Raw genomic sequence first — 13,013 nt, forward strand, 5'->3', positions numbered from 1 at the left:
GAGCGGCCGTGATCGACGCGCCTCACTCGGTGTCGGTCGTCGAACTCGACGCGCCTGTCTGCGGTCCTGACGACGTCGTCGTCGCGGTGAAGTACGTCGGCCTGTGCGGTACGGATCTCGAACTACTGCACGGCACGTCGTCGTATCTGATGGACGGCAAGACGTCGTATCCGCATCACTTCGGACACGAGTGGGTGGGCATCGTCCAGGAATCGGGCGCTCACGTCCATGACCTCGCCGCCGGCGATGCCGTCACCGGCAGCACGATGATCTTCTGCCAGTCGTGCACGGCCTGCGGATCGGGTCGACGCAATCAATGTTCCGACCTCCGTGAGGTCGGCCTCTACGAGCACGGCGGCGCCGCAGCCGAATTCCTCGTCATGCCGCGTCGCGCCCTGGTATCCCTGGGCCGCGCTCCGGCCGAACCGGAACACGTTCTCATCGAACCCCTGGTCACCGTGCTCGAAGCCGTCGACTCGGCGTCGGTCTCCCCGGGCGATCGCGTCCTCGTCATCGGAGCGGGGACCATCGGCAGCCTCGCTATCGCCATGCTGTCGCAGTACCCCGTCACCGTCGACGTGCTCGAACCACGACCCATCGACCACCTCGGTCCCGGCGCCGCCGCACACAGCTTCACCAGTACCGAGGCCCTGGCAGGACCCTACGACATCGTCGTGGAAGCCTCGGGTGCCGACGGCGCGCTGGGAACGGGAATCGGCGTACTCCGACCGGGCGGAAAGTGCATACTCGTCGGGGTCGCCGCGCAGTCGGAGTCCATCGACCCCGGAGCGGTTGCGCTGGCCGGAATCTCGATCATCGGGGTGCGCCATGGCGTCGATCACTATCGGCGTGCAGCGGCCCTGTTCCCCCTCATCCGGCCCGCCCTGGCGTCGCTCATCGACAGCGTCGTGCCCCTCTCGGACGCGAAATCCGCCTTCGATCGACTCGAAAGCCACCGAACCCGGCCGAAGGTGGTGATCTCCATTGACTAGACCCGGCTACACGGTCGTCACCGGCGCGAGCAGCGGCATCGGCCGCGCCATCGCGCTTGCGCTCGCCACGGAAGGGCACAACCTCATCCTCGGCTACGGCAACGGAATCGATCGAATCGACGCCCTGGTCAACGATATTCGTGCGGATCATCCCGTCGATGTCGTCCCGCTTCGGCTGTATCTGCGCGACGCCCATACCGCCGTCGAGACCGTTCTCGACGCAGCAGATCGCCTCGGCGAGATCCGATGCCTGGTCAACAACGCCGGTGTCAACGACCGTTCTCCGGCCGATGCGCTCGACGTCGGCCGCATCGAGGATGTGCTGGCGATCAACACGGTCACGCCGTTGGCGTTGGCGTCGGCGGTGGGTCGCCGCATGATCGCCGACGGTATCGCGGGATCCATCGTCAACATCACCTCGGTTCACGACTCGGTGCCCATCACCCGGGGATCGATCTACTGCGCGAGCAAGGCGGCGCTGGCGGCGTCGAGCAAGGTGCTCGCCCTCGAATTCGCGCAGCACGGTATCCGCGTCAATTGCGTCGCACCGGGCGAAACGGCGACCGCGATGAACGGCGTCGACGACGAGTCCTCCTACGCCGCCATCGACCGGCCCGCGATCCCGCTCGGTCGTCCGGCGGGTGTGCACGAAGTAGCCACTGCCGCGGTGTTTCTCGCGAGCTCCGCGTCGAGCTATGTCACCGGAACCACCATCACTGTCGACGGCGGACTCGTACTCACCGCCGCCGAGGAGAACGCACGCTATGCCGGTGAACTGCACACGGCCGATACATCGAAGGCCGCCACATCGAAGGGAGCTGCATGAGAGCCATCATCGTTCACGGCAAGGGTGACCCCGACGTCCTCACCGTCGGCGAGATCGAGGAGCCCACCGCGGGGCCCGGCGACATCACCGTGTCGGTGGCCGCCGCGGCCGTCAACCCGGTAGACCTCAAGACCCGGTCCGGCTTCCTGCCCATCGAACTGACGTATCCCGCGGTGCTGGGATGGGACGTGTCGGGCACGGTCGAAGCAGTCGGCTCGTCCGTCACTCGATTCGCCCGCGGCGACACCGTCATCGGGATGATCGCGCAGCCGGCGCACCGTTTCGGTACGTACGCCGAGCGCGTCGTCGCCGACGAATCGCTGTTCGCCCACGCCCCCACCGGCGTCGGCCTCGAGCATGCGGCCGCGATCCCGTTGGCGGCGCTCACCGCCGTGCAACAGCTCGACAAGATCACGCTTCCGGCAGGCGCCACCGTGGTGGTGACCGGTGCTGCGGGCGCGGTGGGGCGCATAGCGTCGGCGATCCTGTTGTCGCGGGGCCACCGGGTCGACGCGCTGGCGCGGGAGACGGACACCGACGACCTTCTCACGCTCGGCGTGGGGACGGTGTTGGCCAAGCCCGTCGATCTCGAGCCACGGAAGTACGACGCGGTGGTCGACACCGCCGGAGTGGTCGAGGCCATCGACGGTGTGCGTGACGGCGGATCGTTCGTCTCCATCGAAGACGGCGACCAACCCGAACCACAGCGGGGCATCACCCCGGGTAAGAGCTACGTGAACGAGGACGGGCCTGGCCTAGCGGAGTTCGCCTCACTCGTCTCCTCGGGGGAGATCACCGTGCCGATCGCTCGCACATTCGGATTCGACGAAGCCCCGCAGGCTCACGCCCTGCTCGCTGCCGGTGGAACACGAGGAAAGGTGCTGTTGATCCCATGACCGTCACCACGAATGCCCGAACATCGCTCAGCACGATCGGAATCACTGTTCCCGACGCGCACGAGGCAGCCGATTTCGTCGCGTCTCTGCTCGGCGTCGAGAGTGGCAACGGCGCGACGGTTCCGGTCGGCTCCACATCGATCGAATTCACGTCCTCGCACAGCCCGAATCAGGCCCCGCCGCGCCTGGTCGACATCGGCACCAATCACCTCTGCTTCACCGTCGGCGACATCGAACGCGCTGCCGATCACCTTGCCGGGCTGGACGATGTGTCCGTTCTCGGCGAGGTGATCACCGTGCCGGAAGGCCCGATCGCCGGCAACAGATGGGTCTACTTCCGTTCACCGTGGGGGACATTGTTCGAACTGCAGAACTGGCCCGAGGTGCCGGGCTATTACGGCGACACCGACGCCCGCCTGCATCACCGACGCGAGGACCTACCGTCGGCCACTCTGCCCACGTGCCGCGGATTGGACCACTCGGGGTACAGCGTCGCCGATCTGGACGCGGCCATCGACCGCCTCGTGAATCACCATGGAGCGACGGAAGTTCTGCGGACCGACATCGAGGCCGACCGCGGCTTCATGACCGCGCAGTTCGACCTCGACGTGGAAGGTACGTCGCGGATGGCAATGGTGTCGGTGGGAGAGCTGAACATCGAGCTGTTCGAACACCACGTCGGCCGTCGATACGCCGCACGCCCACTCACCGCGAACGGCAGCAACTTCCTGACGCTTCCTGCTGAGGGTCGGCGCGACGGCGTTCGACTGTTTCCGGGTGCGCTGTGAGGTACGGACTCAACCTCCCGAACTTCGGGCCGCAGATCGATGCCGACGGGATCCTTGCGTGGGCCACCACCGCGGAAGCCGCCGGCTTCGACAACGTGCTGCTGTCGGATCACGTGGTGCTGACCGACGACGCCCATCGCCGCTCGCCCGCGCCGTTCTACGAGTGCCTGGCGACGCTGTCGTGGTTGGCGGGTCAGACCCACACCATCCGTCTGGGTAGCGGCGTGCTCATCGGCAGCCACCGCCATCCGGCGCACCTCGCGCACGCGACGGCCACCATCGACACACTCAGCGGTGGGCGGTTGATCGTCGGCGTGGGTGTCGGGTGGACGTCTGAGGCGTTCGACGTGCTGGGTGTCCCCTATCACCAACGCGGGCGGCTGACCGATGTCACCCTCGACGGCCTGGTGGCGGCATGGTCGTCGGAGACCTACGAGGCCCTCGGCGCCAGTGGCACCCCGCGCCGCGTGCACGGTGGGCCGCTGCCCGCCCAGACGCCGCACCCGCCGCTGTGGATCGGCGGCAACGGCCCCGCTGCGATCGCGCGGACGAACCGCGTGGGCACTGGGTGGCATCCGCTGCACCCGTCGAGGCAGCTGTGCGCGGCCGGCGCCGACGCCCTCGACGACGGCAAGGACTTCGTCCCACGTATCTACTTCCTGCCCACCGAGACTCCGGTCCAGTCGCCGAACCGTCCCCTCGGGTACGGCAGCGTCGAGCAGATCCACTCGGACATCCATTTCCTCGCGGGGCTCGGCGCCGGCACCGTGGTTCTGGATACCGATCCGGGCGATCAACGGTTGCGGCGATCCACCGAGCACGATCTCGAACTCGTCCGCTTCGCCGGAGAAAGCCTGGGGATGGGGGTCACGGTATGAGTCTGCAGCCCAGCCCGATTCGGCAGTCCATCACTGCGGGCGCGTTCCTGTTCGACATGGACGGCACCCTCGTCGACTCGCACGCATCCATCGAGGCGGTGTGGTTCGAGTTCGCCCAGCGACACGACGTCGACAGATCGATTGTTGCCGAGGCACTTCCGGGCCGACTCGCCGCCGATATCGTTCTGCGCGTCCTCGGACCCGCAGCCGACGTACGATCCGAGCTGCAGTGGATACGGGAGCACGAGCGCCGGAGCGTGGTGCCGGTTCAGCAGATTGCCGGCGCCGCGAGATTCCTTGCGTCGGTGCCGCCCGAGAGGTGGGCGGTGGTCACGTCGGCGACGCGATCGATGATGGTCCGACGCCTCACCGCCGCCGGGCTACCGACGCCGCGGATCGCCGTCGCCGCGGAGGACGTGACCGTCGGCAAGCCCGCCCCGGAAGGGTTCCTCTCCGCGGCAGCGCAGCTGGGCGCGTCCATCGAGTCGTGCATCGTGTTCGAGGACTCGTCGGCCGGAATGGCTGCCGCGGCGAATGCCGGCGTGCGGTGCATCACCATCGGCGACGAGCCCGGCCAGAACATCGCACGCGTCGACAACTTCGACTCCCTGCGGGTCGAGATGCGCGACCGGTCGCTGGTCATCGACCTGCACCCGGCGAAAGACGTGCATCCGGTGATCGACGCGGTTCCCGTGCGATGACCGATACTGTCTCCGTCGATCTGGGTGGTACGTGGCTGCGCATTCGTGCAGGGAGCGCGATCGAACGGTTCCCGGCGCCCAGTGTGCTGCAACAGCCTGGCCTGTCCGTGGACAGGTTGCTGCAACAGTTGGTGGATACGCTCGACGTCCACGTGCCGCACGGTGCAAGGGTGAACATGTCCTGCGGCGCGGCGCTCGACGAGCAGAAGGGCGTGGCACTCGGTTCCGGGCCACTGTGGGGCGGCGCGCCCTCGGGCGAGATTCCGCTACTGCACATGCTGTCGTCTCGACGCCCCGATGTGCGCTGGACCCTGGTCAACGACGTGACGGCAGGATTGGCGTCGTACGCTCAGGGGTTCGCTCGCCCCACCGATCGGCACCTGGCGTATATCACGATCAGCAGCGGCATCGCGGTGCGCACGGCCTACCTGGCCGAGAAGGTTGTTCCGGTCGATCACCGCGGATTGCAAGGCGAGGTCGGGCACGTGCGCGCCGTCAGTTCCGCGCCTCCGGCCGTGCTGCAGTTGCCGTGCGCGTGCGGTGGCGTCGGGCACATTTCGTCGATGTCGTCCGGTCCCGGAGTGGCGGCGGTCGCGCAAGTCCTCGGAATCGACTACGAGGAGCGGAGTTTCGCTTCTTCGCTGGCGGAGGGTATCGATGACCTCGCTCGATTGCTGACCGTGGTAGTCGAACCCATTGCCGAGTTGATCCGCACCATGATCACGCTCGATCCGCGACTCGACCGCATCGGGATCGGCGGCGGGGTAGCGGAGGGACTGGTCGGGTTCTACGAGCGCGAACTCATTGCGCAACTTGCCGGCTCGCGTTCGTATGCCGACTCGCTCACGTCGGATCGGGTTCGCGAGATCATCCACGTGTGCGCGCCCGGCGACATCGACACACTCTCCGGAGCGGACGCAATCGCCGACGGTTACCTTCGTGTGACTAAGATTTGAAAGAGGAACGATGACAATCGAACTCACCCACCGCGCCATCGTCCGGCACGGTAGCCACTCGTCCGTCGAGATTCGCCCGACGCCCTCCCCTGGGCCCGGCGAGCTGCTGCTCGCGCCGGAAGCGGTGTCGCTGTGTGGAACCGACATTCAGATCGTGCGGGGAGACCGGAACGATCCGTCCCCGATCGTCGGGCACGAGGGTGCTGCGCGAGTCGTCGAGCTGGGCGAAGGAGTGTCGGAATTCGCAGTGGGTGACCGCGTGGTGGTCAACCCGACCCATCCCCACGATTCGTCCTTCCTACTCGGCCACAATGTGGAAGGTCTGTTTCAGGAACGCGTCGTGATCGGAGCGTCCGCAGTCAGCAGCGGTCTGGTGTCGTTGCTGCCGGACGACTTGTCGAGTGTCCGAGCGACCCTTGTGGAGCCGTATGCCGTGGTTCGCTATGCACTGTCGTGTCTCGCGCGCGAGACCCCGCAAACGCTTCTCATCTTCGGGGACGGTCTGATCGGCAACCTCGCGGCCACACTTGCACCCTCGGCGATGTTCCCGACCGTCGAGGTGGCGATGGTGCACCGTACGGAGCTGGGTGCGAAGTGGACCGCCAACTACCTGCCCTCGGTGCAGAACTTCTCCTCCGGCGACGACTGGGAACGTCACATCACCGGGTCCGTTGCGGTGCTCGGCGCGACCCACCGCGCGGGAACTGTCGCCTCGATCGACGAGGCGATACGGCGTCTCGGGGATCGGGTAGTGGCCGTGCACCCTATCGGCGGGGTGCCGGCCAAGGCGACGTCGGGCCTGCTACCAGGTGTGGACATCGCCGGGGTGAGGCAAGCCAACACCGGTGGCCCGACGCCTCCCGCGGTCACCACGTTCAGCCGCGGTGCGCAGCGAGTGGCATTCACTGGTAATCGAGGCGTCACGAACGACCAACTCACCGCGGCGGCTACGGCACTGACCTCAGCGGACGACGCGATCGACGGACTACTGACCCACCGGCGCGACATCGTGGAGGGCACGGCGTTGATGAACACCATCTGCGAACAACGGACCCGGGTGGTGGACGGTGAACTCGTGATGCGGTTGGTGGTGGGGTTGGGGGCGTGAGGGGCCCGTGCCTACTTCGATAAGTGCCTCGAGGTCACGCACCAACCGAATGTAGTTCCAGCATCGATATTTCCGGCTCGGCACCTACGCGCACGGGCGGTCCCCACGTACCGGCGCCGCGCGTTGTGAAGACGGGGGTGCCCGAAACGGTCACGAGCCCTTCGATCGAGGGTTGTTGCAAGGGAACGAGATACCGCAGAGGCCACAACTGACCTGCGTGAGTGTGTCCGGAGAGCTGGAGATCGATTCCGGCACCGACGGCGTCCAACGCCTGAACTGGTTGATGAGCCGCCAACAGGGTGAATCGATCGGAAGTTCGCTCGCCGAGGGCGCGGCCGAGGTCGGGAGCATGTGGCGGCGGAGCGGAGACATCGTTGATTCCCGCAAGATCGATGAACGCGCCGCCACGCTCCAGTGTCGCAGTGGCATTGCGCAGAACTTCCACACCCAGGCTCGACCACAGCCTGGTCCATTCGTCGGCGTCGGCGTAGTACTCGTGGTTGCCGGTGACCGCGAACACTCCGAGGGGGGCGTTCAGCTCCGACAGTGGCGTCAACACATCGCCGACCAACTCGACCGTCCCGTCGATGAGGTCGCCGCCCAGAATCACCACGTCGGGATCGTGCTGATCGATCTCGCCGACGATCGCCTCGACGAAACCTGCACCTCGCGTGGGCCCGGCGTGGATGTCGGACACGAACGCGATCCGTAGACCGTCGAATTGCTGTGGGAGGCCATCCGACGCGATGGTGGTGTGCGTGACCTGAGGCTGGGCCGCTTCGACGAGACCGTATCCGACGGTACCGGCTGTTGTCAGCGCGACCACGGCGGCACCGACCCGCGCAACTCGCATCCTGGTGGGCGCACTGTCGCGTTGTTGCGCAACACCTTTGATCCGGATCGCAAGCAACACTGCACCGACCACAAGACCGCCGAGGCACAGATACAGCAGTGCGGCAGCCCACGTAGCTCCGACGAACCCCGGGCCGCGCGCCCAGGACGGATCGAAGATACTTCCGCTTCCGTAGCCGACCACCGTGAGGCACAACAAGACCGCGAGAACACAGTCCACGGTGCGTGCCAACGGACGTGACAGACGCAGAGGAGAAACGAACATGACGCGCACGAAGATCGACAGCACTGCGACGATTGCGACGAGCGCGAGAAGAGGAGCAGGCATAGTGAACGATGACCGGGTTTCTGTTGAAAGAACCATTGCAGCAGACGACGTGAGTTCGTCACGTCGGGTGCCGCTACGAAGCTGCTGGGCAACTCCGGAGCGACGGACGTCTCAGCCGATCCAGACGATGATCACGCTGGTGAGCACGCTGGTGATGATGAAGAACGGGGCATTGAGCACCCCGTAGTACAGCGGACGGGGGAAGTTGGGGTTGAGCGCAATCTGAAACGTCATGGCCGTGAGATAACCGATCCCGACGAGGAGACCGAACACGACGGCGTCGCCGACCGCGGTGATGTCCAGCGCGGTGATCAACACCGCACTCGTGATGGTGGTGGCAAGGATGCACACCACCGGGCCGAGATTACGCACGAGCGAGGACTCGGGCTCCCGCGCGTTCTCGCGGCCGAGTGCAACGATGTACGGCTTGGCGATGAGGACGGGGAAATACACGCCTGCGCTCACCGCGGAGGCCACGAACGCGGCAAGCACTGCGAGCCACTTGATATCGGTCAGAACATCGAACATTTCGGATTCCTTCGAGAATGAGCGTCCGTCGACGCCCGTTGAAGTCGGTTGGTGAAACGGGTGTGTGGTGTGCCGCTCAGAGCGCTGTCACGGCCACCTCGCCCCGCTGCGCCGCAGCAGCATGCTCACGACTGTCCCGAGAGGAGATCGACAACGCCGCGAAAACCATGCCTGCCACCGCGACACCCGCCCCGACGAGAAACGCGTCGTGGAAGCCGTCAGTCAACGCCACGGTTCGATCGACCCCGCCGGACATCGCGCGTGCAGTCGTCGCTGTTGCCACCGCCGAGATGACCGCCAGCCCCACTGCCCCACCGATTTGGTTGCCGGCGTTGACGAGACCTGAAGCGAGGCCGGCCTGTTCGTCCGTCGTTCCGGTGAGGGCGGCTACGGTCACGGCCACCAAGGAGCCACCCAGTCCGAGGCCGGTCAGAACGGACGGACCGAAGACGTCGGAGATGAATCGACCATCGGCACCGACCTGCGCGAACCAGGCCAGGCCTGCAGCCACGAAGCCCAAGGCGACGAGAAGGACAGTCTTGAACCCGAACTTGGTGATCAGCGGTGACGCGCCGCCGGCCGAGGCGATGATCGACAGAGCCAGAGGCAGGTACGCAAGACCAGCCTGAAGCGGGGTGAACCCCAGGACCTGCTGTAGGTACAGGGTGATGAGGAAGAAGCCTGAGATCAAGGATGCGCCCACGAGGAGCATGACGACGTTTGCGCCACGAAGGGTACGTAGTCGGAAGATCGACAGTGTCACCAGCGGTGCCGCACTGCGCCGCTCGATCACCACGAAGACCACCAGAAGTGCGACTGCAGCCGCAGCTCGCAGCAGTGTCGTAGTCGATGTCCATCCGGCTTTTTCGGCGTCGACGAGTGTGAACACCAACAGCGCCAGGCCGGCCGTCACGCTGATCGACCCGGGTAGGTCGAAGCTGCGGGCCCCGTCGACTCTGCTCGACGCCGGGAACAGGCGGAATGCTTGCCACACCATGAACAATCCCACGGGAACATTGACGAAGAGCACCCATTCCCATCCGAGATACTCGGTGAGCACACCGCCGAGCAGCACGCCGGCCGCCCCGCCCGCACCGGACATCGCACCCCACACCCCGAGCGCGCGGTTACGTTCGGAGCCTTCTTTGAAGGTGGTGGTGAGGATCGACAGGGCAGCAGGAGAAACGATGGCCGCCCCGAGTCCCTGCACTGCTCGGGCAATGTTGAGCCATGCGTCGTTCTGCGCCAAGCCGCCCATGAGCGAGGCGACCGTGAAGATGAGCAATCCGGTGACGAACATCTTGCGCCGTCCGAGTAGGTCGGCGAGCCTGCCGCCCAACAGCAGGAACCCGCCGAACGCGAGGATGTAGGCGTTGATCACCCAGGACAGGCCGTCTTGACCGATCCCCAGTGATTCACCGATCGACGGCAGCGCGACGTTCACGATCGACGCGTCGATGACGATCAGAAATTGAGTCAGGGCAAGTAACGCGAGAGCAAGATTTTTTGCTCTCGGCGTCGAAAAATCTCGTGACATTGTGTGGACTTTCTCGAGTGAGAACTGTGCGACCCGGCGCGCGATACGCGAGCGATCGGATGTCGGGGTGCCGACTGTTGGAGAGCTGTCGAACGAGACGAACTCTCATTACGGTACTTGCTAGTATCGGATCTGTCCAGTACCGTAATTACCAGGCCAGTATCCAACCCGGAACAAGGAGGAACCGTGCCAGATAGGACAACGACGCCCGATGCGCCGACGCCGCGCGGACGCAAACGCGATCACTCCCGCGACGGCGACATCCTGGACGCGACAGTCGAGGTTCTCGCCGAGCACGGCTACGACGGAATGACGATGGATATGGTCGCTGCCCGCGCGAAAGCCGGAAAGGCCACGGTGTACCGGCGGTGGCCGTCGAAGGCGCACATGATCGTCGACGCCGTCGCGCGTGTGTCCAAACAAGAAGTCGACGTCGACGAGCTGCCGGACTCGGGAACCCTTCGGGGCGATCTCAAGGCCTTGATGCGCCCGGAGGCGTTCGACAGCGGCAACAAACAGCTGAAGATCATGAGTGCGGTGGCAAGCATGCTTGCCGCCCAGGACGATTCAGAATTGGCAGCGTCGATATCCGGCACCAATCCGTGGATCGCAGCCAATCGCATCATGATCGAACGTGCCGTCGCGCGTGCTGAAATCGCCGCCGACACGGACGTCGAGTTCATGGCCCGAGTCATTCCCGCCATGTGCTATTACCGCGTGACCGTGGAGGGTCGCTCCCTCGATCCCGAGCACGTACTCACACTGATCGACACTCTGCTGCTGCCAGCACTGACAAACCCATCCGACACCACAGAAGGTGGACAATGAAGTACCGAACCCTCGGACGAACCGGTGTACGAGTGAGCAACCTCTGTCTGGGCACCATGATGTTCGGAACGTGGGGCAACAAGGATCACGACGAATCGATCCGAGTCGTGCACCGCGCGCTCGACGCCGGAATCAACATGATCGACACCGCAGATCTGTACTCACACGGTGAAGCCGAGACAATCGTCGGAAAGGCTCTGGCCGGCGGACGCAGAGACAATGTGGTGCTGGCGAGCAAATTCCACAACCCCATGGGCGACGACGTCAACGCACGAGGAAACTCCCGCCGTTGGATCGTGCAAGCCGTCGAGAACAGTCTCCGCAGACTACAGACCGACCATCTCGATCTGTACCAAGTGCACCGCCCCGATCCGGACACCGACATCGAAGAGACATTGGGCGCGCTGACCGATCTGCAACGAGCCGGAAAGATCCGGTACTTCGGCACAACGACGTACCCCGCACACGAACTCGTCACTGCACAATGGACCTCGGAACGGCGAAATTTCGGCCGCTTCGTCACCGAGCAGCCTCCCTACTCACTGTTCGCACGAGGAATCGAAGCCGACGTTCTCCCCGTCGCACAACAACTTGCTCTCGGAGTCCTGGTCTGGAGTCCGCTCGGCGGGGGCTGGCTTTCCGGTGCATACAGAAAGGACTCCCCCGACTTCGTCAGCGACCGAAACAAGCTCATGCCCGGCCTGTTCGACATCACCGCACCGCACAACGCGGGCAAGTTGGACGCCGCCGAAGCCCTCGCACTCCTCGCCGAGGAACTCGGCATCTCGCTCATTCATCTCGCACTTGGATTCGTTCTGTCCCACCCGGCTGTGACCGCAGCCATCATCGGCCCCATGAACGTCGATCAACTCGAAAGTCAGCTCGCGGCCAGTGATCTCGTGCTCGAACACGAGACACTCGATCGCATCGACGACATCGTCTTCCCCGGCCGCAACATGACCGAGCGCGACGCGGGCTACCTTCCCCCTGCCATCGTGCAGTCTTCTCTGCGTCGGCGCTGAACCTCCGACCCGACAGCGGGCCCACAGAAAGAGTCGTCGCATGAGTCGCCCTCCGGAGACCGCTCCCGGCAACGAGATTCACTGCCCGGCGGAAGCGAACAACCCAACAAAGCACCATCCCCTCGCCGACAGCCCACCGTTCGTTCAGATGTTCTTCGAAGCCACGACCGATGGACACACCTCGAACAGCAACCGTTGAGACACAGGCCTCACCTACATTCCCGCAGTGCTGACCTCCGGTCGAGGCTCGAACACTCGACGCCTCGACCGGCTGCACAATGCTCGGCAGCGGATGCACCGAATGGACTCAGCCCCCACAACGGCCTGCGCTCGTCTTCTCGATTTCACATAGGCGCAACTGAAAAAGGCGGCCTCGGATTTCTCCGAGACCGCCTTTGAAACTGCATTGTCGGGCTGACAGGATTTGAACCTGCGACCACTTGACCCCCAGCTAGATGCGGTACGTCGACATGGGTTCATGTGGAACCACGAATACTGCCTTGAGCAGGCAGTATCGTCCACGACCATCCAAGATAATCCACACCCGGTCGCACCCAGTTGTGACACCCTTGTGACACCCAGACACCCACAGAAACCTGAACTTGACTCCCCCACCAACAGCTATTCCGAAGACGCTGACTGCTCACTCCGATACACGGAGTAGTTCATGACAGCCCATGCCCGTCCGGGGCGATCCACCCATGACCAGTTCATACAGTTACTGACTAGCAAACTTTGTGTCTATGCTACGAAACCACCTGCGACGGTTAACT

13 protein-coding genes are annotated in these 13,013 nt (G+C 64.7%); 10 read left to right on the forward strand and 3 right to left on the reverse strand.

The genetic code is table 11. The features are described from left to right. The first annotated feature begins 8 nt into the window (after positions 1 to 8). From CH289_RS03835 to CH289_RS03870, 8 genes are read left to right on the forward strand one after another with little or no spacing between them, the layout of a single operon-like run. Entirely contained in the window at positions 9 to 992 is a 984-nt protein-coding gene (locus CH289_RS03835) for a zinc-dependent alcohol dehydrogenase (RefSeq protein ID WP_256976988.1), read from the forward strand. Further along, complete coding sequence (locus tag CH289_RS03840) at positions 985 to 1,818, forward strand: SDR family oxidoreductase (protein ID WP_020113252.1); 834 nt, start codon at positions 985 to 987, stop codon at positions 1,816 to 1,818. Before CH289_RS03835 ends, CH289_RS03840 begins: the two co-directional genes overlap by 8 nt. Continuing rightward, positions 1,815 to 2,714 carry an NADP-dependent oxidoreductase gene (locus CH289_RS03845; protein ID WP_020113251.1) on the forward strand — a complete coding sequence of 300 codons (900 nt, stop codon included), beginning with the start codon at positions 1,815 to 1,817 and terminating at the stop codon, positions 2,712 to 2,714. Before CH289_RS03840 ends, CH289_RS03845 begins: the two co-directional genes overlap by 4 nt. Continuing rightward, positions 2,711 to 3,502 (forward strand): VOC family protein, encoded by a 792-nt coding sequence (locus CH289_RS03850; RefSeq protein ID WP_020113250.1) that lies wholly within the window; start codon positions 2,711 to 2,713, stop codon positions 3,500 to 3,502. The genes CH289_RS03845 and CH289_RS03850 overlap by 4 nt, the downstream gene beginning before the upstream one ends. Beyond that, complete coding sequence (locus tag CH289_RS03855; protein ID WP_020113249.1) at positions 3,499 to 4,380, forward strand: TIGR03619 family F420-dependent LLM class oxidoreductase; 882 nt, start codon at positions 3,499 to 3,501, stop codon at positions 4,378 to 4,380. The genes CH289_RS03850 and CH289_RS03855 overlap by 4 nt, the downstream gene beginning before the upstream one ends. Further along, entirely contained in the window at positions 4,377 to 5,081 is a 705-nt protein-coding gene (locus tag CH289_RS03860) for an HAD-IA family hydrolase (protein WP_019667785.1), read from the forward strand. Before CH289_RS03855 ends, CH289_RS03860 begins: the two co-directional genes overlap by 4 nt. After that, positions 5,078 to 6,037 carry an ROK family protein gene (locus tag CH289_RS03865; protein WP_020113248.1) on the forward strand — a complete coding sequence of 320 codons (960 nt, stop codon included), beginning with the start codon at positions 5,078 to 5,080 and terminating at the stop codon, positions 6,035 to 6,037. Before CH289_RS03860 ends, CH289_RS03865 begins: the two co-directional genes overlap by 4 nt. Before the next feature lie 10 nt (positions 6,038 to 6,047). Further along, complete coding sequence (locus tag CH289_RS03870) at positions 6,048 to 7,145, forward strand: alcohol dehydrogenase catalytic domain-containing protein (protein ID WP_020113247.1); 1,098 nt, start codon at positions 6,048 to 6,050, stop codon at positions 7,143 to 7,145. Positions 7,146 to 7,179: 34 nt separating this feature from the next. On the opposite strand, the gene CH289_RS03875 is transcribed toward CH289_RS03870, so the two are convergent. The 3 genes from CH289_RS03875 to CH289_RS03885 all read right to left on the reverse strand — a co-directional run bounded on the left by CH289_RS03875 (position 7,180) and on the right by CH289_RS03885 (position 10,390). Further along, positions 7,180 to 8,325, reverse strand: coding sequence for a metallophosphoesterase (locus tag CH289_RS03875; RefSeq protein ID WP_020113246.1), 1,146 nt, complete (start codon positions 8,323 to 8,325; stop codon positions 7,180 to 7,182). Positions 8,326 to 8,436: 111 nt separating this feature from the next. Continuing rightward, positions 8,437 to 8,853 (reverse strand): DUF1761 domain-containing protein, encoded by a 417-nt coding sequence (locus tag CH289_RS03880; RefSeq protein ID WP_020113245.1) that lies wholly within the window; start codon positions 8,851 to 8,853, stop codon positions 8,437 to 8,439. A gap of 76 nt (positions 8,854 to 8,929) precedes the next feature. Next, entirely contained in the window at positions 8,930 to 10,390 is a 1,461-nt protein-coding gene (locus CH289_RS03885) for an MFS transporter (RefSeq protein WP_094727296.1), read from the reverse strand. Between the two features lie 186 nt (positions 10,391 to 10,576). On the opposite strand from CH289_RS03885, the gene CH289_RS03890 reads away from it, so the two are divergent. After that, positions 10,577 to 11,218: a TetR/AcrR family transcriptional regulator gene (locus tag CH289_RS03890; protein WP_020113243.1), complete on the forward strand. Its 642-nt coding sequence runs from the start codon at positions 10,577 to 10,579 to the stop codon at positions 11,216 to 11,218. Further along, positions 11,215 to 12,240, forward strand: coding sequence for an aldo/keto reductase (locus CH289_RS03895; RefSeq protein WP_020113242.1), 1,026 nt, complete (start codon positions 11,215 to 11,217; stop codon positions 12,238 to 12,240). Before CH289_RS03890 ends, CH289_RS03895 begins: the two co-directional genes overlap by 4 nt. Positions 12,241 to 13,013: the final 773 nt, after the last annotated feature.

The organism is Rhodococcus sp. RS1C4, from assembly GCF_002258225.1.
Classification (GTDB): domain Bacteria; phylum Actinomycetota; class Actinomycetes; order Mycobacteriales; family Mycobacteriaceae; genus Rhodococcoides; species Rhodococcoides fascians_E.

What these genes read in the sequence shown, in the direction of transcription:
- CH289_RS03845 (WP_020113251.1), top strand. Translation starts at nt 1,815, where the DNA reads ATGAGAGCCATCATCGTTCACGGCAAGGGTGACCCCGACGTCCTCACC.
- CH289_RS03850 (WP_020113250.1), top strand. Translation starts at nt 2,711, where the DNA reads ATGACCGTCACCACGAATGCCCGAACATCGCTCAGCACGATCGGAATC.
- CH289_RS03860 (WP_019667785.1), top strand. Translation starts at nt 4,377, where the DNA reads ATGAGTCTGCAGCCCAGCCCGATTCGGCAGTCCATCACTGCGGGCGCG.
- CH289_RS03865 (WP_020113248.1), top strand. Translation starts at nt 5,078, where the DNA reads ATGACCGATACTGTCTCCGTCGATCTGGGTGGTACGTGGCTGCGCATT.
- CH289_RS03870 (WP_020113247.1), top strand. Translation starts at nt 6,048, where the DNA reads ATGACAATCGAACTCACCCACCGCGCCATCGTCCGGCACGGTAGCCAC.
- CH289_RS03875 (WP_020113246.1), bottom strand. Translation starts at nt 8,325, where the DNA reads ATGCCTGCTCCTCTTCTCGCGCTCGTCGCAATCGTCGCAGTGCTGTCG.
- CH289_RS03880 (WP_020113245.1), bottom strand. Translation starts at nt 8,853, where the DNA reads ATGTTCGATGTTCTGACCGATATCAAGTGGCTCGCAGTGCTTGCCGCG.
- CH289_RS03885 (WP_094727296.1), bottom strand. Translation starts at nt 10,390, where the DNA reads ATGTCACGAGATTTTTCGACGCCGAGAGCAAAAAATCTTGCTCTCGCG.
- CH289_RS03895 (WP_020113242.1), top strand. Translation starts at nt 11,215, where the DNA reads ATGAAGTACCGAACCCTCGGACGAACCGGTGTACGAGTGAGCAACCTC.